Origin of the sequence: Halomonas sp. SS10-MC5 (genome assembly GCF_015992245.1) — a bacterium.
Classification (GTDB): Bacteria; Pseudomonadota; Gammaproteobacteria; order Pseudomonadales; family Halomonadaceae; genus Halomonas; species Halomonas sulfidoxydans.
Window position 1 is genome coordinate 3,752,459 of record NZ_CP065435.1, and the last position, 21,003, is coordinate 3,773,461.

A 21,003-nucleotide genomic window follows, 5' to 3' on the forward strand; every position below is an offset into this window, starting at 1 on the left:
GGGCAGCGCCCTGCCAGGTCGGGGCCCGGCTCAGCCGGCGCTCTCGTAGGCCGACTTCAAGCGATAGAATTCGGCCACGATGTCGTCCATGGCGGCGGGGTCGTAGTCACTCAGGCCGCTGACGACCAGTTTCTTCGAACCGCTCCCGACCGGCTGGCCACGGTCGGTGATGCGAAATTCCAGCCTGACGTCACCGCGCTTGCCGATCACCTCGAGGCTCGAGTCGACCAGTTCGAGAGAGGGCGCGACCAGGTCGAGCCGGTCGAGCGAAAACCCCATGCTGTCGTAGATCACCAGCGGGCGCTTGGGATTGAACATCACGCCTCGGGCCTCGAGCAGCGGCTTGAGAACATGAGGGAAGTTCTTCCCCGAGAAGGCCACGTAGCAGCGTGTGAAGGCTTCGATGGCGGTGACATCGAGGTTGGTATCGCCCTTTCGATCCACTTCGAGGTACTGCTTGCCCTCCTCGTCCCTGACCACGAGCAGTCCCGCTTCGTTCTCCGCCAGGCTCAACGCGACCCCGTCGCCGACCATGCTGCGGAAACGAAAATCCATGTGCCGGGAGAGACCGAACCGACTCAGCACCAGGGCGAACAGCAGGTCACCGGGAACGCAGAAGCGTCGGGCTCCCGCATCATGGATGGGGTTGAAGTCTCCGGCGACACGCTTGGCGAAGTCGCTGGCCTGCTGCGCGGAGATGCGGAAGCCCGCGCCCACTGGCGTATGGTAAGGGTCGAGAAACATTCGTGTTCAGGCCTGTCCTTGGTTGGAATAGCTCGAGTTGGCGATAATGCCATTTTTTCCCGCGGCGCGGCCACACCGGGCCGGGAGGCGTCGTCTCGACGACCACGGAATCCCCTGGGCCGCCCGCCGCACCGAAGCATAACCCATTGAATTCATGCTACCGTCTGAGCGGAACATGGTTGACGCCAGCGTCGCTGGCCGCCTTGCCCGTACTCGTCATTCTTGTGATATACGTATATCGTACAACAACGCTTGGCGGCTTCAGTGCGATACGGGATCATCCGCTGACATGGCGCAACGAACACGGCCGCTCCAGCACAGTAAGGGATCGGGGGATAACATTATCGATACGCGCAGGAAGTCCTGGCCAGCCATCGTCTCCGCTGCGCCAGGCATGGGAGCCGTTTCTTCGGGTCGAGCGGGTTCGCTGCCGCCATACCTCCGGGAAGTTGGCGCGTGGCTGGATTGACACGCTGGCTGCTATTGCCGCTGGTGCTGGCATTGCTCCCCTTGCCCGTGCAGGCCAATGAGCGTCAGATCGTCCTGATCGCCCATCCGAATGTGGCCGACACCGTGCTGACCCGAGATACCACCCGGGCAATCTTTGCCATGCGCCAGCGCAGCTGGCCCGATGGCCAGGCCGTACGGGTCTTCGTGCTGCCCAGTTCCCATCCCGTCCACGCACGCTTCGCCAAGGAGCGTCTTACCGTTTACCCCCATCAGCTGCAGTTGGCCTGGGATCGCATGGTGTTCTCGGGGACCGGCCAGGCGCCCAGCCAGGTCGACAGCCAAACAGAGATGCTGGAACGCGTCGCCACCACGCCTGGCGCCCTTGGGTATCTGGAAAGGGAGTATCTGGATGAGAGAGTCCAAATCATTACCATGGAGTAGATGCCGCCGTTCACGCCCCGCGTTCGTGGCGCTGGCTCTCGCCTGGGCTCCCATGGCCGCGGCGGATGGCGTCATGGACACCCTGCAGGTACACGGTTTTCTCAGCCAGGCGCTCGTCATCACCGATGACAACGATTTCTTCGGCCCCAGCAGCAGCGGCGAGGGCAGTCTCAAGTACACCGAGATCGGCGCCAATGCCTCGTTCCGGCCCCGCCATGACGTGCTCGTGGCCGCCCAGGTGCTGAGCAGGCGCGCCGGCGGCGACGGCAGCGATGCCCGCCCGGCCCTCGACTACGGCGTGATCGATTATCAGCCTTACTCCGATCAGCAGCGCACGCTGGGCATCCAGTTGGGGCGCTTCAAGAACCCCTTCGGCTTCTACAACCAGACCCGGGACGTCGCCTTCACCCGCCCCAGCATACTGCTGCCCCAGTCGATCTACTTCGACCGCACCCGCTCGCTCGGCCTGTCCGCCGATGGCGTCAGCCTGTATGCCGAGGAGCGCATGCAGCACGGCACGCTGCGCTTCACGGGCGGCGTCGGCACCCCCACCACGCGCGACCTGGACAGTCAGCTCTATCCTGCCCATCTGGGCATGGACGTGAGCGGCAGCACATCCTCCATTGCCCAGTTGCGCTACGAGCACGCGGGGGGGCGTTTCACCGCCGCCCTCAGCGCCGCGGACGTCAACCTGGACCTGGGGCTCGGCCCGCACGAGGGGGAGCTCAACTTCCAGCCCTGGATTCTCTCGCTGCAGTACGACAAGGAGCGCTGGGCGGTGACGGGCGAGTTCGCCCTGCGCCAGGTATCGACGACCGATACCGGCCCCCTGCCCGGCTCCGAGGTCACCGGCGAAAGCTGGTATGTCCAGTATACCCGGCGCTTCTTCGACGACTGGCAGTGGCTGGTGCGCTACGACAGCCTGGTGAGCGATCGTGACGACCGCTCGGGCCGAGCCTACGAAGCCCAGGGGCGCGGTCCCGCCCATGCCCGCTATGCCGACGATCTCACTTTCGGGCTGCAGTGGCGGGTCAATCCCCGCGTGCTGGTGGCCGCCGAATACCACCACATCGACGGCACCGGCTGGCTGCCGCTACGCGATGAGCCTGACCCTGCCGACACCCAGCGGAGCTGGAATATGGTCCTTTTTCAACTTTCCTTGCGTTTCTGATAGACAGGCACACTTCTCTTCAAGCATCGGCCAGGGACTGCCAGCATGAGCGCTTCCTCCTCCCAAGCACCGCATTCTCGACTGAGCCTGACCTGGCGAGTGCTTGCTCTGAGCAGCCTGCTGCTGCTGGTGCTGGCGGGGCTGTTCACCTGGCTCGGCCACGCCAACCTGACCCGCCAGTTCGAAGAGAGCCGCAGGGAGAGCAACCAGCGCGAGGCGCGCGAGATCCAGCTCGCCCTGCAGCGTTCCGAGGCAAGCCTGCAGCAGATCGCGGCGCTGACCGCCGCGTCCCCCGACCTCGGGCCGGCGCTGGCGAACGGCGCGCAGGCGGAACTGATCGGTTCTCTCTCGTCCCAGTGGCCCACGCTTCAGCTCGAGGCCGGTATCGACGAGATCCTGGTATTCGACGCCCGAGGCCGCCAGCTGGCCGAATGGGGCGAAGCCCAGGCCGACAGGGAGCGCCCCGTACAGGATTGGGTACGTCAGGTCATGGAGACCGAGTACCCGCTCTCGGCGCTGCGCTGCGCCAACGATTGCCGGCAATACGCCGCCGTGCCCATCCTGGTCGCGGGCGAGAGCGTCGGCATGGTGGTATTGTCGCGCTCGCTTGCCGACGTGACCCGTCAGGCCCAGCAGGTCTCCGGCAGCGACGTCGCCCTGCTGATCACCGGCGCGCAGGAGGCGGAGGTGGCCTCGGAGCGCTACCTGACGAGCTGGAACGGCCATTTGGCCGCGCTGACCCACACGAGCGAATACCTGCCATTGCTGCGCAAGGCGGCGCAGATGGCCATGCTCAGCGACATTCTGGCCACGCCGCTGCGCCTGCAGCACGACGGTCGCGCCTACGAGCTGTCCGTGGTACGCATGGAGGCCGACGACAGCCGGCGCAGCACCGGCTTCTTTCTCCTGGCGGCGGACATTACCGCCCAGATCCGGGCCATCCAGCAGAACACGCGCAACCTGCTGCTGGTCGGCATCGGCGGCTGGCTGGCGGCCGAGCTGCTGCTGCTGGCCATCCTGCTTCGCCCGATGGCAAGATTGCGCCGGCTGGCCGGTGTCCTGCCGGCCCTCGCCCACGGCGGCTTCGCCGAGGCCCGCAGCGCCATTCCCGTACCCCGCAGCCGTTTCGAAGACGAGATCGACGTGCTGGAAGGCACCACGCTGGCGCTCTCCGATCAGCTGGAAACGCTGGAACGCGAGGTCACGGCCCGTGGGCTCCAGCTTGCCGAGCGGGTGGAGGAGCTGGCCCGTGAGCGCGATTTCGTTGGCAGCCTGCTGGATACCGCGCGCGTCTTCATCGTCACCCAGGACGATCAAGGACGCATTACGCTGGTCAACGATTACGCGCTCACGACCCTGGCCATGCAGGAGGAGCGCCTGCTGGGCCGGGGGTTCGACGACGTCTTCACCCCGCGCAGCGACAACGACCCCGTCGACATCCCACAGGAGGAGCGCAGCCTGGTGACGGCGGATGGGCGGCAACGGACCATCGCCTGGTACCATGCGCCGCTGGCATCACACAGCGACTCCCGTGCGGCCCGGATCTCGGTCGGGCTCGACATCACCGAGCGCAAGCTGGCCGAAGCGCGCCTCACCTGGCTGGCCGAGCGCGACCCCCTGACGGAGCTCTACAACCGGCGCTACTTCCAGGAGGCACTGGGCCAGGTCATGCGCCGAGGCCGCTGCGGTGCCGTGCTGCTGCTCGATCTCGACCACTTCAAGGACGTCAACGAGCTCAGCGGACACCACACCGGCGACCGGCTCCTGCGCATGGTGGCGGATACGCTGTTCCAGGAGTTCGGCCACCACGGCGTCATCGCACGCCTGGGGGGCGACGAGTTCGCGATGCTGCTGGAGGGGGCCGATACTCGGCGAGCCATCAGCATTGCCAAGCAGATCACCCCGCTGCTCGACAATACCGGCCTGGATGCCGGTGGCCAGCGTCACCGGGCCACCTCGAGCCTCGGCATCGCCCTGTTCCCGGCGCATGGCGACAACCCCGCCGACCTGATGGCCAACGCCGACCTGGCCATGTACAAGGCCAAGGAGAGCAGCTCCCAGCGCTGGCATCTGCTTTCGACCCTCGAGCGCGCCAAGGACGAGCTGCAGGAGCGGGTCTACTGGGTGGAACGGATTCGCCAGGCCATCGACGAGGAGGGTTTCGAGTTGATGGTGCAGCCGATTGTACGGCTGAGCGACGGCGACGTGCGTCACTACGAAGTGCTGCTGCGCATGCGCGGCCCCAAGGGGGCACTCATCTCCCCGGCACACTTCATCCCGGTGGCGGAGCGCAGCGGCCAGATCGTGCAGATCGACCGCTGGGTACTGCGCCAGAGCCTGCGCGCCCTGAGCCGCGTCCAGGCCCAGGGCATCAGCCTGGCCGTCAACCTGTCGGGCCAGACCCTGCACGACGAGGGGCTCAAGCAATTCCTCATGGCAGAGCTGGCGGCTACCGGCGCGGACCCGCACCACCTGATCCTCGAGATCACCGAGACAGCGGCCATCACCGATTTCTCCAGCGCTCGCGGGGTGCTCCAGGCCCTGCGCGACCTGGGCTGCCGCACCGCCCTCGACGACTTCGGGGTCGGCTTCAGCAGCTTCCATTACCTCGGCGAACTGCCCGTCGACTTCATCAAGATCGATGGCGCCTTCATTCGCACCCTGAACACGAACGCGGACAGCCAGGTCATCGTCAAGGCCATTGCCGACATTGCGGCAGGCTTCGGCAAGCTGGCCATCGCCGAGTTCGTCGATCAGGAGGTACTGATACCACTCTTGACTTCCTACGGCATCTCTTACGGCCAGGGCTACCATCTTGGTCGTCCCACCCCTCTGGCTGAGGCCATTCCGGGAGTTTCACATGGAGACACCACGTCATAAGGCAGCTACCAGCGAACGTGACGTGCCCCAGGGTGACCGGGTGCGCGAGTTCGTCGAGCAATACCGCTTCATCATCGCTCACAGCCGGGAGAGCCGTTACCGGGCTTACGCCTTGCGCCACAAGGTCTTTCGCGAGGAACTCGAGTACACCCTGGGGGACGACGTCGACACTCCCTTCGAGAAGGACGCCCACGACAAGCACTCGATCCTCTGCCTGCTTCACCATGTCGGGAGCGATCGCGATGCAGGCTGTCTCAGGGTGGTCCTGCCCATCGACAACGACGGCCAGCCAAGGACGCTGCCGCTGGAGGAGAGCTGCGCCCACGGCCTGACCCACCCACGGCTGCATCCGGACCGGTTCGAGCGCAGCTCGCTCTGCGAGGTCTCGCGTCTGGCCGTGCACCCCGACTTCCGCCGCACGCGGGAGTGTGCCCTGGGGCTACGCGAACAGGACCTGCAGCCGCTCGAAGAGAATCGCCTGCCTCCTCCCTCCCCGTTGGTGACACTGAGCCTGTTCCTGGCCGCCACCGCCATCGTCGGCCTGTCGGGCAGGCGCCATGTCTTCTCCATGATGGAGCCACGCTTCGCCCGGCTGCTGAAGATCTCGGGGCTGGCGTTTCGACAGGTCGGCGACGTGATCGATTACTGCGGCCCCCGGGCGGCCTACTACATCGACCAGCACCAGGCCGAACGGGATCTGCAGTCCAGCCTGCGGCCGCTCTATCGCCACATCAGGACGTCACTGGCACCGCAAGTGGAGCGGACCAGCCCGTTCGTCTAGCGAGGGGCACGCCCGGCGCAGCGCGGCGGCGCCCGATCGCACGCCTGCCGACAGGTCAGGCCCGGGATGCAGCCGGCCCGGCCAGGTGAGCACCATCAGCGCCAGGACGTTGCGGTGCTCGCCACGCGCCAGGTCGATCTCGCCCCGCGGTGACGGGATGATGCCGGCCCGCGGGTCGACCGCCTCCGCCAGGCGTTGGCGAATTCGGGCCACGACGGGGTGCCCCTCGTTGCCCGTCAGCAGGAAGACCAGCGCCACCTCGGCCTGAATGTCCTCGGTGGCCTGGTCGAGAATACGCTCGATCTCGGCGGCCAGGGCCTCGAGGATCCAGGCATGTCGCTCTGCCGGCACCCAGCGCTGGTAGTAACGGCTGTCGGCGATCACGATGTGCGTCATCCCGTAGAGCCGGTTGCGGTAGTCCGCCTGCTCCAGATCCGCCACCGATTGCGCGGGGAAAACGGAGAGAAACGCCTCGCGCACTGCCGGACGCAGGTCGACGACCTCCAGCTGGTGGAGGAACCAGGCCTGGTTCGCCACCTGGGCGGTGTACAGGCGCACGACCTCGGGATCGGTCAGGAACCGCTGCCACGCCAGGCTGCCCAGGTAGTCGAGCGCGCGCTGATGGTCGGGTATCGCTTCCAGCAGCCCATAGTAGTCCGCCTGGACCAGACGAAAGAGCAGCTGGCGGGCGAACGCGATCTCGCCCCACTCCGCCAGCATCACCTGCCTGGCGCGCTGCTTGGCGGTACGCTGGGGATAATCCGCCACGATCTGCCGGGCGCGGGCCGCCGCGAACCCCGGCCGCTCGAGCCCGGCGATGTCGCGTTCGAGCTGAACCAGCAGCCGCCGCCCGTGGGCCTCGAGAGGGGGCAGGTAGCGTGGCTCGCCGCTGATGCGGTAGAGCCGCTGGGCATAGTGGCGCTGCTTGTCGAGGGGGAGCTGCGGCAGGGCCGCCTCGTAGACGGCCTGGATCGCCTGGCCGCTGGCCCGGTACGCGTCGGTCGGCGACGATGCCTCGAGGGCGCAGCCCGCCAGCCACGCCACCAGCAGCAGCACCGGCCAACGCCCCGGTGACAGGCGATGCAGGACGCCTTCAACCATGCTTCTTGCGCCGCCGGCGGGGCGAGATCATGCGTACCCTCACCTTGGGGCGTGTCGACGCCGGCTTGTCCTGCGTGGCGCTCACCGTATCCGCCACGGACTCGCCGTTGCTCGGCGGCGCCGCGACCGGCGGAGGAATGACTACCCAGGCGAACACCGGCAGTGCCAGCCCCCAGTGAATGGCCGCCAGGCGCAAGCCCAGCGTCACCGCCAGCGCCAGGCCGATGGCAACCCCGGCCGGCACGGCCAGCGCTCCCAGCCCCACATAGACGATGCCGCCGGCGATGGAGGCGGTGGCATACACCTCCTCGCGCAGCACCATCGGCACGCGCCGCGCCAGCACGTCGCGCACCATGCCGCCGGCCACACCGGTCAGCAGGCCCATCAGTACCGCCACCACCCCGGGCGCCTCCAGCTGCAGCGCCTTGTGTGCCCCGATCACCGTGAACAGCGCCAGGCCGAAGGCATCGGCCACCGGCAGGAATACGCGGGAGAGGCGATGAATGTAGTGAAAGCCGACGATGGAGAGCCCCACGGTGGCCAGGATCACCCACAGGTAGGTGGGGTCGGCGACCCAGAATACCGGCCGCACGCCGAGCACCAGGTCGCGCAGGGTGCCGCCGCCGATACCGGTGACCGCCGCCAGCACCAGCATGCCGAACGGATCCATCCGCGAGCGGCAGGCCAGTATCACGCCCGAGAGGGCGAAGACGATGACGCCCGCCATGTCCAGCCAGTACACCAGCCCCGTCAAGTCGGTCTCCCCTGTGCTTATTGGTAGGTCACGACGAGAAAGCTCACCAGCTCCTCCTCGCCGCCATTCTCGATGATGTGCTCGAGGTCGGCATGATAGTGGGCCGAATCGCCGGGATCGAGCTCGCAGCGATTCTCCCCGGCCACCACCCGTGCCCGCCCCTGGGTCACGGTCAGCAGTTCGCGGGTACCCTCGAAATGGGCGGCACTCTGCAGCCTTGCCCCGGGTGCCAGGCGGATCTCGTAGAACTCGACGTTCTTCTCCATGTGCAGCGGCGAGAGCGTGCGGATGCGGCAGTCGCGGTCGTCGCGAAACAGCTGGCTGGCATCGTTGCCACGCACCACTTCGATACGCGAGGCCGTCCAGGGCTGATCCACCAGGTCGCCAATGTTCATGCCGAACGCCTGGGCGATACGCAGCGTGACCGCCAGGGTCGGATTGGCCTTGCCGCGCTCGATCTGGCTCAGCATCGAGCGGCTGACCCCCGAGGCCGCCGCCAGCTGCTCCAGGGTCAGCCCGCGCCGCTTGCGCAGTTCGATCACGCGGCTGGCCAGGCTGCCGGCTTCCGTTTGTGCTTCGTCTGACATCGTGGTGTCACTCACTTCGCATTTCCCCTATACCCAAGACAGTGGATCTCAGCGATCGCCATCCATTATCCAGGAAAAAATTCTTGCAAGAGGGACGAGTTCTGCAATACTGGAATTCGTTCTCTCATACTAAACCCAACGTGGCGAATTGCCAGCAACGCTCGCTCCTCCGCCTGAATCCTCCAACCACAAGTCAGGAAGGCAGAACATGAAAGCGCTGATCAAGAAGGAGGCGACACCCGGCCTCTGGATGGACGAAGTGCCCGACCCACAGGTCGGCATCAACGACGTGCTGATCAAGGTGAAGCGCACCGCCATCTGCGGTACCGACGTGCACATCTACAATTGGGACAGTTGGGCGCAGAAGACCATTCCGGTACCCATGGTAGTGGGCCACGAGTTCGTCGGCGAGATCGTCGAGGTCGGCTCCAACGTCAACGACTTCCACCCCGGGCAGATCGTCTCCGGCGAGGGCCACGTGGTGTGCGGGCGCTGCCGCAACTGCCTGGCCGGGCGCCGCCACCTATGCGCCCACACCAGCGGCGTAGGGGTCAACCGTCCCGGCGCCTTCGCCGAGTACGTGGCGTTGCCGATGTCCAACGTGTGGGAGCACAAGCCCGGCATCGACCTCGACGTGGCCGCCATCTTCGACCCTCTGGGCAACGCCGTGCACACCGCGCTGCAGTACGACCTGCTCGGCGAGGACGTGCTGATCACCGGCGCCGGGCCGATCGGCGCCATGGCCGCGGCGGTATGCCGCCATGCCGGGGCACGCCACGTGGTGGTCACCGATCTCAATCCGGGCCGCCTGGAGCAGGCCAGGCGGCTGGGTGCCACCCGCACCGTGGACGTACGCCACGAGACCCTGGCCGACGTGCAGCGCGAGCTCGGCCTCACCGAAGGCTTCGACGTGGGCCTGGAGATGTCCGGCAGCCCTGCCGCCTTCCGCGACATGCTGGCCAACATGTGCCACGGCGGCAAGGTGGCGATGCTCGGCATTCCTACCGAGGAGATGGCGATCGACTGGAACACGGTGATCTTCAACATGCTGACGCTGAAGGGCATCTACGGCCGCGAGATGTACGAGACCTGGTACAAGATGTCGGTGATGGTCGACTCCGGCCTCGACGTCTCGCCGGTGATCACCCACCGCCTGCCCTATAGCGAATTCCAGCGCGGTTTCGACGCCATGCTCAGCGGCGAAGCGAGCAAGGTCGTCCTCAACTGGGAGACATGACATGTACGGAGCCTTCAAGCAGCACCTGCGCGGCGAGCTCGACGCCATTCGCCAGGCCGGGCTGTACAAGCACGAGCGCCAGCTGACCACGCCCCAGGGAGCCCATGTCGGCCTCAATGCCGGCACCGAGGTGCTCAATCTGTGCGCCAACAACTACCTGGGCCTGGCCCAGCACCCCGAGGTCAACGCCGCCGCCAAGGCGGGCCTGGAAGCGTGGGGCTACGGACTCGCCTCGGTGCGTTTCATCTGCGGCACCCAGACCCTGCACAAGCAGCTCGAACAGCGCCTCACCGACTTCCTCGGTACCGAGGACACCATCCTCTACCCCTCCTGCTTCGACGCCAACGGCGGGCTGTTCGAGACCCTGCTCGGGGCCGAGGACGCGGTGATCTCCGACGAGCTCAACCACGCCAGCATCATCGACGGCGTGCGCCTGTGCAAGGCCCGGCGCTACCGCTACCGCAACAACGACATGGCCGACCTCGAAGCGCAGTTGAAAGCCGCCGACCGCGACGGCGCGCGCTTCAAGCTGATCACCAGCGACGGCGTGTTCTCCATGGACGGCTACATCGCCCGGCTCGACGAGATCTGCGACCTGGCCGAGCGCTACGGGGCCCTCGTGCACTTCGACGACTGCCACGCCACTGGCTTTCTCGGCGAAGGCGGCCGCGGCACCCACGAGTACCGCGGCTGCATGGACCGCATCGACATCACCACCGGTACCCTGGGCAAGGCGCTGGGCGGCGCCAGCGGGGGCTATACCAGCGGCAAGCGCGAGATCGTCGAGCTGCTGCGCCAGCGCTCGCGCCCGTACCTGTTCTCCAACACCGTGGCGCCGCCGGTGGTCGCCGGCGCGCTGAAGGCCATCGAGCTGGCCGCCGAGTCCCGCGAGCTGCGCGACCGTCTCACCGAGAACACCGCCTTCTTCCGCGAAGGCCTCGAGCGGCTCGGCTTCGAGCTGCTGCCGGGCGAGCACCCCATCGTGCCGGTGATGCTGCACGATGCGGGGCTTGCCGCCCGCTTCGCCGAAGAGATGCTCAAGGAAGGCGTCTACGTGATCGCCTTCTCCTACCCGGTGGTGCCCCAGGGCAAGGCGCGCATCCGTACCCAGATGTCCGCCGCGCTGAGCCGCGACGACCTGGAGTTCGCCCTGGCCGCCTTCGGCCGGGTCAAGGCGCGCCTGGGGCTGTGATGGGCGCTGTCTGAACGCCGCGCCGCTTCGGCTCTAACGGCGCGGCGTCTACGCCCTTGGTCGTAGGCGCACCAAACGCAGTGGGCTCGCAGGCATACTGGCTGAATCGTTACAGATGGGTGCGGTCGCCATGCCTCTGCTCCAGGAAAAGCTCAGCCCGCCAGCCGTGCCGACCACCGTCATTGCTCGGGAGCGGCTCAATGATCGCTTCGCACTGACCGAGCGGGTGCGCCTGCTGGTGGTTCAGGCGCCACCCGGCTACGGCAAGAGCACCCTGCTGGCCGAACGCCTGCCTCCCCTGGAGCAACCGGCGACCTGGCTGCGACTGGATGCGCGCGACGACGACCCCGAGCGCTTCGCCGCCTACTTCCACGCGGCCTTGGCCCAGCTCTGCCAACGGCTCGCCCTCTCGCTGACGCTGCCCCCGTCGAACGGGCTGCACGCCGCCATGGAGGCGTGGCTCGCCGCCCTGCCGCGCGAGGCCCCGCCCGGTCGGCTGGTGCTCGACGACTTCCACCATCTGCGCCATCCGCAGATCCTCGAGGCCCTGCGCCACTGGCTCGACCATCAGCCTCCCTGGCTCACTCTCACCCTGGCGTCACGCACCCGCCCGGCGCTCGGCCTGGCCGGGCTGCGGCTGCGCGGCGAGCTGGAGGAGATCGGCCCGGCCGAACTGGCCTTCGAGCATGAGGAGGCGCAGACGCTGTGCGCCGAGCAGCTCAGTTACCCACCCACACGCGTGAGCCTGGAGCGCGCCCTGCGCCGCACCGAGGGATGGCCGCTGGCGCTGGCCTGGCTGATCGAGCGCACCACCACGCGGGCCGCCTTCGACAGCCTGCTCGAGCGTCTCGATGGCGCCCATCCCGACTTCGCCGCCTGGTTCGACGAGCTGCTCGAGGGCAGCCTCGCTGAGGCAGACCGCCGGTTGCTGCTCCAGCTCGGCGTGCTGGAACGTTTCTCGCCGACCCTGGTGGCGAGGCTGCTGGAAGGGGAGCGGCTCTCCCAGCGGCTGGAGACGCTCGAACAGGGCGGCCTGTTCCTCACGCGAGTCGACCCCCACTCGCAATGGTTTCGCTTTCATCCGCTGTTCGCCGGCTATCTGCGTCACCGCCGTCACGAGCTCAGCTTGACCACCCAGCGCGAACTGCACCAGCGCGCCAGCACCGCCTGGCTGCGCCTGGGCAACCCCGCCCTGGCACTGGCGCAGATCATCGAGGCCGAAGCGCCCGAGGCGCTGGCCGAACTGCTCGAGCAGGAGGGCCCAACGCTGCTCGCCAACGGCCACTTCGCGCTGCTGGCCCGCGGACTCGCCGCCCTCGGCGACACTCGCCTGGTCGACTCGCCGCGGCTGACCCTGCTGCATGGCTGGGCCTCCCATGCCCAGTACCACTTCGACCGCACCCGCCAGGCGATCGATTGGATCGAGGCACAGCTCGAGGCCCCCGAATGGAATGAACTCGGCGCCGAGTTCGCCACCCTGCGCGCCCAGCTGGCGATCAACGAGGGCGATGCCGAACGCGCCGCCCCGCTGGCCGAGCTGGCCCTGACCCTGCCGCCTCGCTACCTGGCCAGCACGCCGCTCACCGCCGCGGCCATTCTCGCCGAGGCGCGCTTCGTCCAGGGAGAGCTGGCCGAATCGCTCGAGCGGACCCGCAAGGTGGAGCACGAAGCGGCGCGCCTCGGCGACGAGCAGCGCCGGCTGTGGGCGCTGTGCCACCAGTCCGAGACGCTGGTGGCACAGGGGCGCCTGCAGGCCGCCTACGACGTGCAGGAGCGCGCCATGGCCTACGTCGAGCGCAGCGGCCTGGAGCGTCTGCCGGTGGCGGAATTCCTCTATCGCATTCGCAGCCAGCTGCTGTGGGAGTGGCAGCGGCTCGACGAATCGGAGCAGGCGGCGCTGAAGGGCATCGAGGTGCTCGATACCCAGGGCGAGCGCTGGACCCTGCAGTGCCATGTCAGCCTGGCCAAGGTGGCCCTGTCGCGGGGCGACAAGGCCCAGTGCGCCGACTACGTTCGCCGCCTGCGGACGATTCTGGTCCAGGGCGACTACCACATCGACTGGCAGGCCAACGCCCATGCCACCCTGCTCGTCTGGTGGCAGGCCAACGGCGACCTCGACGCCGTGGCCCGGTGGCTGCAGGAGGCACCGCCCGGCGACCCGGCACGGGCCAGCAACCATTTCGCCCAATGCAACCTGCGCAACCACGCGCGGGCGCTGACCCTGCTCGGCCGCTTCGACGAGGCCGAGGCGCTGCTCATGGCGCTGGAGCGCCAGACCGAGCGGCTGGGGCTGGCTACCGACGCCAACCGCAACCGCCTGTGCCTGGCGGCCCTGGCCTGGCAGCGCGAGCGCCACGACGAAGCCTTGGGCCACCTGCGCCAGGCACTGGCGCTTGCCACCCGCACCGCACTCGCCGGCAGTTTCCTGCGCCTGGGGCGAGCACTGCCCGAGATGCTCGTGCCGCTGCTCAAAGACAACGGCCTCGACCCGCTGGCCAGGAGCCACGCCGAGCGGCTGCTCGAGCTCGCCCGCCGCCAGCGCGAGTTCGGCCGCGCCGTGCGCCTGCTGCTCGACGACTCGGTGATCGAGGACATCGTCGCCCGTCCCGACGTGCCGGAGCTGATCCGCACCTCACCGCTGACCCGCCGCGAATGGCAGATCCTCGGCCTGATCCATGCCGGGCTCTCCAACGAGCAGATCGCCGATCAGCTCTCGGTGGCACCCACCACGGTCAAGACCCATATCCGCAGCCTCTACCAGAAGCAGCACATCCGCCGCCGTGAGGAAGCCATTGCGCTGGCCGGCGAGCTGCTCTCGCGCATCCAGGGGGAGTGACCTTCGACCTCCTCCCCCCTCCTACGCCTCACTCCCCCCGGGGGTAGAGGATTCCCTCCAGCGAGCCCGGCATCACCATCGCCCCTACGATTTCCCGTATGGCAAGCGACAAGGACAACGCATGAACGCACAGCAGATCTACGGCCGGCAGGGCCAGGAGTGGTGGCGCGGCGCGGTGATCTACCAGATCTACCCGCGCAGCTTCATGGACAGCAACGGCGACGGCATCGGCGACCTGCCGGGCATCATCGACAAGCTCGACTACATCGCCTCGCTGAACGTCGACGCCATCTGGCTCTCGCCCTTCTTCACCTCGCCGATGAAGGATTTCGGCTACGACGTCGCCGACTATCGCGGCGTCGACCCCATGTTCGGCACCCTGGCGGACTTCGACCGTCTGGTGGAGGCCGCCCATGCCCGCGGGCTCAAGGTCACCATCGACCAGGTACTCTCACACACCTCCGACCAGCACCCCTGGTTCACCGAGAGTCGCGCCAGCCGCGACAACCCCAAGGCCGATTGGTACGTATGGGCCGAGGCCAAGGCCGACGGCTCGCCGCCCACCAACTGGCAGTCGGTCTTCGGCGGCAGCGCCTGGCAGTGGGATACCCGCCGCTGCCAGTATTACCTGCACAACTTCCTGGTCAGCCAGCCGGACCTCAACTTCCGCAACCCCGAGGTGGTCGAGGCGATCCTCAACGAGGTGCGCTTCTGGCTCGACCGTGGCGTCGACGGCTTCCGCCTCGACGCGATCAACTTCTGCACCCATGGCGAGCTTCGGGACAATCCGCCCCGCCACGAGGCGGTGGAGAGCTTCCTCGGCACGCGGCCGGACAACCCCTACGGCTTCCAGCAGCACCTGTACGACAAGACCCAGCCCGAGAACCTGGCCTTCCTCGAGCGGCTGCGCGCCCTGCTCGACGAGTACCCCGGCACCACCAGCGTCGGCGAGGTGGGCGACGACGACTCGCTCAACGTGATGGCGGCCTATACCCAGGGCGGCAACCGCCTGCACATGGCCTACTCCTTCGACCTGCTCGGCGAACGTCACGACCCCGAGTTCCTGCACCGGACGATGACCGCCATGGAGGCACGCATCGGCGACGGCTGGCCGTGCTGGGCGCTGGGCAACCACGACGTGCCCCGGGTCGCCACGCGCTGGCGCGCCGAAGACGATACGGCCCGGCTGCGCCTCTACCTGGCCTTCCTGCTGACCCAGCGCGGCAGCGTCTGCCTCTACCAGGGCGAAGAGCTGGGCCTGCCCGAGGCCGAGCTGACCCTCGAGCAGCTGGCCGATCCGGCCGGCATCACCTTCTGGCCGGCCTACAAGGGTCGCGACGGTTGCCGCACGCCGCAGCCTTGGTGCGCCGACACCCGCCACGGTGACTTCTCCCGGGGCGAGCCCTGGCTGCCGGTACCCGACGAGCACCTGGGCCTGGCCATGGGCCGGCAGGACGACGACCCCGACTCGCTGCTCAACGCCTACCGCGCCTTCCTCGCCTTCCGCCGCGAGCACGTGGCGCTGATGAAGGGCGACGTGCACTACCATCCGCTGCGCGAGGAGGTACTCTGCCTGGAACGCCGCCATCCCGGGCGGGCGCCGAGCGAACGGCTGCTGGTGGCGCTCAATTTCAGCGCCAAGCCACGCAGTCTGCCCGCACCGCGCGAGGCGAGCCCGCTCGAGGATGCCCCGGCGCTGGTCAACGGCCGCTGGCAAGCGGGCCGACTGCACCTGCCCCCCTATGGGGTCGCCATCGCCCGCTGTCCGGCCGGCGAGGAGGTCGCATGGGACGTCTGACGCTCGCCGGCATCGGCAAGGACTACGCGGGGGTCGAGGTCTCCCGCGACATCGACCTGACCATCGAGGACGGCGAGTTCGTCGTCTTCGTCGGGCCCTCCGGCTGCGGCAAGTCGACCCTGCTGCGCATGATCGCCGGGCTCGAGGAGATCAGCCACGGCGAGATGCGCCTCGATGGCGAGCGCATCAACGAGGTGCCGCCCCAGGAGCGCGACATCGGCATGGTGTTCCAGTCCTACGCGCTCTACCCGCACATGAGCGTGGCCGAGAACATGGCTTTCGGCCTCAAGCTGGCGCGCACCGACAAGGCCGAGATCCGGCGCCGGGTGGAGCACGCCGCCGGAATGCTGCACCTGGGCGAGCTGCTCGAACGCAAGCCCAAGGAACTCTCCGGTGGCCAGCGCCAGCGGGTGGCCATCGGCCGCACCCTGGTCAAGGAGCCGGCGGTATTCCTGTTCGACGAACCGCTCTCCAACCTCGACGCCGCCCTGCGCGTCGACATGCGCGTGCAGATCGCCGAGCTGCACCGGCGCCTGGGCGCCACCATGATCTACGTGACCCACGACCAGACCGAGGCGATGACACTGGCCGACCGCATCGTACTGCTGGCCGGCGGCCGCATCGCCCAGGTCGGCGCGCCGCTCGCGCTCTACCACTACCCGGCCACGCTGGAAGTGGCGCGCTTCATCGGCTCGCCGCGCATCAACACCCTGCCGGTGACGATCCTCGACCCCGGCCGGCAGCGCACCGCGGTGCGCCTGCCCAACGGCGAGACGCTGGCCGTGGCGGTGGATGGCTCTCGCCTGAAGGCCGGCGACAGTGCCACCCTGGCGGTGCGCGCCGAAGACTTCGTCGCCCCGACCGACGCCGAGGCGCGTCTCGCCGCGCGACTGCTGGTAGCCGAGAAGCTCGGCTACGAGACCCTCGCTCACCTGCGCGTGGAAGGTGTCGGCGAGACCCTGACCCAGCGCCTCGACGGCCTGGCCCACCTGGAGGATGGCCAGCGCATCGAGCTTGGCCTCTCGGGCGAGCGCTGCCACCTGTTCGGAGCCGACGGCACGGCCTGCCCGCGGCAGGTGCGGATACCCGGCGTGACCCACTAGCTTCCGCGGTTACCAACGACGCCCCGATCTCGCCAGAGATCGGGGCGTCTTGCTAGGAACGCAGCCAGTATTGGCTTGTCGTCAGCCCTTCACCCCGCCCGCCGTCAGTCCGCCGATGATCCAGCGCTGGCAGACCAGGAAGGCCACGGTGATGGGCAGGCCGGAGAGCACCGCCGCGGCGGCGAAGTTGCCCCAGCGCTGGTTATGATCGGCGAGGTACTGCTGGGCGCCCACCGCCAGCGTCAGCTTGTGCTCGTCGACCAGCAGCACCGAGGCCATGGGGTACTCCATGATGCTCATGACGAAGGCGAGGATGAACACCACCATCAGGATCGGTCGCGACAGCGGCAGAAGGATGTAGCGGAACGCCTGCCAGGTGCTGGCGCCGTCGACCATGGCGGCCTCCTCCAGCGAGCCGTCGATCGATTCGAAGTAGCCCTTGATGGTCCAGATATGCAGCGCCACCGCCCCCAGCGAGGCGACGATCAGCGCGCCATGGGTGTTGATGCCGAGCCAGCCGACGAACTGCCCCAGGCGGTCGAACAGGGCGTAGAGCGCCACCAGCGACAGCACCGCCGGGAACATCTGAAAGATCAGCATGCCCTTGAGGATCGGCCCCTTGCCGGCGAAGCGCATGCGGGCAAAGGCGTAGGCGCTGGTGGTGGAGAGCAGCACGATCAGCAGCGACGACACCAGCGCCACCTTGATCGAGTTCCACAGCCACAGCAGCACCGGAAACGGCGGCTGCACCACGCTGCCATCGGCACGCTCCCAGGGGATGCCCAGCGCCAGCGACCAGTGCTCCAGCGAGAAGTTCTCGGGAATCAGGCTGCCGCTGGCGAAGTTGCCCTCGCGAAACGAGATCGAGATCACCAGCAGCAGCGGGAACAGGATCAGCACCAGAAAGCCGCACAGGGCAAGATGCGCCCCCAGCTTGCGTAAACGGATCGAACGCGGTTGAACCATGGCCATGACGATTCTCCTGTGACCTTGCGAATCAGACCCTGACCTTGGCCAGGCGCAGGTTGAGCAGCGCCAGCCCCGCCACCAACAGGAAGATCAGCGTGGCGATGGCGGCGGCCAGGCCGAAGTCCTGCCCGGCGTCCTGGAAGGCGATGCGGTAGGTGTAGCTCACCAGCAGGTCGGTGGTGCCCGCCGGGGTGCTGGCGCCGAGGATGTCGGGGTTGCCCCCGGTGAGCAGGGCGATCAGCACGAAGTTGTTGAAGTTGAAGGCGAAGCAGGCGATCAGCAGCGGCGTGAGCGGCTTTAGGATCAGCGGCAGGGTGATCTGGAACAGGTTGGTCAGCGGCCCGCCGCCGTCCACCGCCGAGGCTTCGTAGAGATCCCGGGGAATCGACTGGATCAGGCCCATGCACAGCAGCAGCATGTAGGGGTAGCCGAGCCAGGTGTTGACGATGAGCAGCATGGTGCGCGCCAGCCACGGGTCGGTGAACCAGTCGGGGCGGATACCGAACAGGGCGTCGAGGATCAGATTGATCTCGCCGAAGTGCTGGTTGAACATGCCCTTGAAGATCAGGATCGAGATAAACGCCGGTACCGCATAGGGCAGGATCAGCAGGGTGCGGTAGAGCGCCTTGCCGCGCAGCTGGTCCCACTGCAGCAGCGAGGCGAGCACGAAGCCCACCATCAACGTGAACAGCACGGTGAGCCCGGCGAAGGCGAAGGTCCAGACGAAGATCTGAACGAAGGGCCCGCGAATATCGGGGTCGAGGAAGATCCTGGCGTAGTTGTCCAGCCCCACCGCCACCGGCCAGCCCGGGGTGATGCGTTCGCCCTCGTCGGTAACGAAGAAACCCGTCTCTCTATCAGCGATCAATAGCCGGTCGTCGCGGCGATCGTACAGGCTGCCGTCGTCGCGCGCCTCGAAACGATCCAGCATGGGGGCGAAGTGGCGCAACCCGGCCATGCGCAACTCCAGCCCCTCCGGTGTCACCAGCACCAGATTCTGCAGCGCGGCGCGACTGGCGATCACCTCGCGCAGGGACATCGGCTCGCCGGCCGGCTCGCCTGGCGCCGGCTGGATGGAGACGTGCCGCCCCTTCCCCTGCGCCAGCGACATCGGCCCGGTGGTGAAGCGCGAAACGCCCTCAAGCGCCTCCTCGACCTCAGCCTCCCTCTCACCGGCTCCGGTCGGAGCGCCCTCGCGCTCCAGATAGAGCCGCACGCCTTCGTCGGTCGAATAGAGCTGGAAGCCGAAGGTGGCGCTCTCCTCCTGGTAGGTACGCGAGAGCAACTGGGCGCGCACTCGTTCCTCGCTGAGCAGGTTGCTGGAGCTGTAGTTGCTGAAGCTGATGCCGATGGTGTAGAGCAGCGGAAAGATGACGAACAGCGCCATGCCGGCCACGGCGGGGAAGATGTAGCGGTGACTCATCAACCGGCGGCGGGTGAAGACGATCCCCAGCGCCGCGCCGAGCACCAGGAACAGCAGCGCGAAGATCGGCTGACCGTGGAGGTGGAAGGCGAGCACCAGCCACAGCAGGGCCAAGACCAGCGCGGCGACCAGGCCGCGCAGCGCCCAGCGGGTATAGCGCTCGGCAGGATAGCGGGAGCGATGCCGGGGCAGCCCCCGGGAAGCATTGGTGGTGTACATGGGTAGCGTCCTGCGCCCAGCCGCCGGCATCGGCCGCCGGCTGGGCTTCGAGCGAGGTGGGCTTACTGGCGCATGCGGCGGGCCGCGGCATCCAGCGCTTCGCGGGGCGACTGGCGGCCGCTGCCGATGTTCTGCAAGGCCGGCTCCATGGCGGCCCAGAAGGCGCCCATCTCGGGTATGTTGGGCATCGGCATGCCGAGCTCGGCGTTCTCCAGGGTGGCGGCGATATTGGGGTCGCGCTCCAGCTCCTGCTGGTAGGCGATGTGGGCCACCGCCCCCAGGGTGCCGTCGCCGTTGAAGGTGCGCATGCCCTCCTCACTGAGCAGGTAGTTCTCGAGGAACTCGACGGCCAGGAAGTCGTTGGGCGAGGCGGTGTTGATCATCGCCGCCATCACGCCGAACATCGGCTTGGCGCGCTCCTCGCCCACCCGGGGCAGCAGTGCCACGCCGTAGTCGATGCCGCTCTGCTCCAGGTTGCTCCAGGCCCAGGGGCCGCTGATCATGGCGGCCACTTCGCCTCGGTTGAAGCGCGTGTCCATGATGCTGTAGTCGGTGCCGCGCGGCAGCACGTCGCTCTCGATCAGCTCGGCCAGCAGCTCGGCGCCCTGGATGGCACCGGCGTTGTTGACGCCGATGTCCGCGATATCGAAGCCCGCCTCGGTCTGGCGGAAGGGGTAGCCACCGTTGGCGGCGAGCAGCGTCCAGCCGTAGTAGGGCTCGCCGTAGTCGAACAGGATCGCCTTCTTGCCCTGCTCGGCGAGCTCGGCGTCGAGTGCCGCCAGCTCGTCGAAGCTCTCCGGCGGCGTCTCCACCAGCGCCTTGTTGTAGATCAGCCCCAGCGCCTCCACCGAGATGGGGTAGCCGTAGTGCTCGCCGTTCCACAGGGTGGCGTCCCAGGTGAAATCGAAGTAGCGCTCGCGGAAATCCGTGGAGGGCGAGACGGGGGCCAGCAGCCCGCTCTGGGCCCACTCGCCGATGCGGTCGTGTGCCCAGATCACGATGTCAGGCCCCTGGCCGCTGCCGGCGGCCTGCTGGAAGCGGTCGGTGAGGTTGTCGGGATTGACGATGTCGACGGCAATGCCGGTGTCGTCGGTGAACCGGCTCGCCACCTCGCGGATGCCATCGTAGCCCTTGTTGTCGCCCATCCAGATCGTCAACCGATCATCGTCGAAGGCGTAGGCGGAAAAGGCCAGGCCGCTGCCGAGCGCGGCCAGCAAGGTAACGCTCACAGCGTGGCGTGTCCAAGGCATGGGAGAATCTCCGGGTTGTTGTTATCGATGCCGCGGCCGTTGCGGCGCGGCGAAGCGAACCCGTCCA

General features: G+C 67.7%; 16 protein-coding genes. 9 read left to right on the plus strand and 7 right to left on the minus strand.

Features of this window, described 5'->3' with window-relative positions:
- Positions 1-30 precede the first annotated feature (30 nt).
- A complete protein-coding gene (locus tag I4484_RS17430; RefSeq protein WP_197448487.1) occupies positions 31-744 on the minus strand; it encodes a DUF3581 family protein in 714 nt (237 codons plus the stop codon).
- A gap of 456 nt (positions 745-1,200) precedes the next feature.
- Here I4484_RS17430 and I4484_RS17435 point away from each other — a divergent pair, with 456 nt between their 5' ends.
- The 4 genes from I4484_RS17435 to I4484_RS17450 all read left to right on the plus strand — a co-directional run bounded on the left by I4484_RS17435 (position 1,201) and on the right by I4484_RS17450 (position 6,467).
- Entirely contained in the window at positions 1,201-1,635 is a 435-nt protein-coding gene (locus I4484_RS17435; protein WP_197448488.1) for a hypothetical protein, read from the plus strand.
- Positions 1,636-1,708: 73 nt separating this feature from the next.
- Complete coding sequence (locus I4484_RS17440) at positions 1,709-2,806, plus strand: hypothetical protein (RefSeq protein WP_234283715.1); 1,098 nt, start codon at positions 1,709-1,711, stop codon at positions 2,804-2,806.
- A gap of 45 nt (positions 2,807-2,851) precedes the next feature.
- Positions 2,852-5,686 (plus strand): EAL domain-containing protein, encoded by a 2,835-nt coding sequence (locus I4484_RS17445; protein ID WP_197448490.1) that lies wholly within the window; start codon positions 2,852-2,854, stop codon positions 5,684-5,686.
- Complete coding sequence (locus I4484_RS17450; protein WP_197448491.1) at positions 5,667-6,467, plus strand: PEP-CTERM/exosortase system-associated acyltransferase; 801 nt, start codon at positions 5,667-5,669, stop codon at positions 6,465-6,467. Before I4484_RS17445 ends, I4484_RS17450 begins: the two co-directional genes overlap by 20 nt.
- On the opposite strand, the gene I4484_RS17455 is transcribed toward I4484_RS17450, so the two are convergent.
- Genes I4484_RS17455 through I4484_RS17465 form a run of 3 tightly spaced genes read right to left on the minus strand, consistent with a single transcriptional unit; the run spans position 6,426 to position 8,924 of the window.
- A complete protein-coding gene (locus tag I4484_RS17455; RefSeq protein ID WP_197448492.1) occupies positions 6,426-7,568 on the minus strand; it encodes a DUF3541 domain-containing protein in 1,143 nt (380 codons plus the stop codon). The genes I4484_RS17450 and I4484_RS17455 overlap by 42 nt on opposite strands.
- Positions 7,561-8,322, minus strand: coding sequence for a trimeric intracellular cation channel family protein (locus tag I4484_RS17460; RefSeq protein WP_197448493.1), 762 nt, complete (start codon positions 8,320-8,322; stop codon positions 7,561-7,563). Before I4484_RS17460 ends, I4484_RS17455 begins: the two co-directional genes overlap by 8 nt.
- Before the next feature lie 17 nt (positions 8,323-8,339).
- Positions 8,340-8,924, minus strand: coding sequence for a helix-turn-helix domain-containing protein (locus tag I4484_RS17465; RefSeq protein WP_234283716.1), 585 nt, complete (start codon positions 8,922-8,924; stop codon positions 8,340-8,342).
- A 193-nt stretch (positions 8,925-9,117) separates the two neighbouring features.
- Between I4484_RS17465 and tdh the strand changes: the two genes are divergently transcribed.
- From tdh to ugpC, 5 genes are all read left to right on the plus strand, one after another.
- Positions 9,118-10,146: an L-threonine 3-dehydrogenase gene (gene tdh, locus I4484_RS17470; protein WP_197448494.1), complete on the plus strand. Its 1,029-nt coding sequence runs from the start codon at positions 9,118-9,120 to the stop codon at positions 10,144-10,146.
- Position 10,147: 1 nt separating this feature from the next.
- Positions 10,148-11,338, plus strand: coding sequence for a glycine C-acetyltransferase (gene kbl, locus I4484_RS17475; protein WP_197448495.1), 1,191 nt, complete (start codon positions 10,148-10,150; stop codon positions 11,336-11,338).
- A gap of 130 nt (positions 11,339-11,468) precedes the next feature.
- Entirely contained in the window at positions 11,469-14,174 is a 2,706-nt protein-coding gene (gene malT / locus I4484_RS17480; protein ID WP_197448496.1) for an HTH-type transcriptional regulator MalT, read from the plus strand.
- 121 nt (positions 14,175-14,295) lie between these two features.
- Positions 14,296-15,972: an alpha-amylase family glycosyl hydrolase gene (locus tag I4484_RS17485; protein WP_197448497.1), complete on the plus strand. Its 1,677-nt coding sequence runs from the start codon at positions 14,296-14,298 to the stop codon at positions 15,970-15,972.
- The gene (gene ugpC / locus I4484_RS17490; protein ID WP_197448498.1) at positions 15,960-17,075 is read left to right on the plus strand and encodes a sn-glycerol-3-phosphate ABC transporter ATP-binding protein UgpC; all 1,116 of its coding nucleotides are present in this window, start codon (positions 15,960-15,962) and stop codon (positions 17,073-17,075) included. Before I4484_RS17485 ends, ugpC begins: the two co-directional genes overlap by 13 nt.
- Positions 17,076-17,156: 81 nt before the next feature.
- Here ugpC and malG read toward each other — a convergent pair whose 3' ends face one another.
- From malG to malE, 3 genes are all read right to left on the minus strand, one after another.
- On the minus strand, positions 17,157-18,047 hold the full coding sequence (gene malG, locus I4484_RS17495) for a maltose ABC transporter permease MalG (protein WP_197448499.1): 891 nt from the start codon (positions 18,045-18,047) through the stop codon (positions 17,157-17,159).
- 25 nt (positions 18,048-18,072) lie between these two features.
- Positions 18,073-19,686, minus strand: coding sequence for a maltose ABC transporter permease MalF (malF, locus tag I4484_RS17500; protein ID WP_197448500.1), 1,614 nt, complete (start codon positions 19,684-19,686; stop codon positions 18,073-18,075).
- A 62-nt stretch (positions 19,687-19,748) separates the two neighbouring features.
- Positions 19,749-20,936, minus strand: a complete 1,188-nt coding sequence (malE, locus tag I4484_RS17505) for a maltose/maltodextrin ABC transporter substrate-binding protein MalE (protein WP_197448501.1) — start codon at positions 20,934-20,936, stop codon at positions 19,749-19,751.
- Between the last annotated feature and the right edge of the window lie 67 nt (positions 20,937-21,003).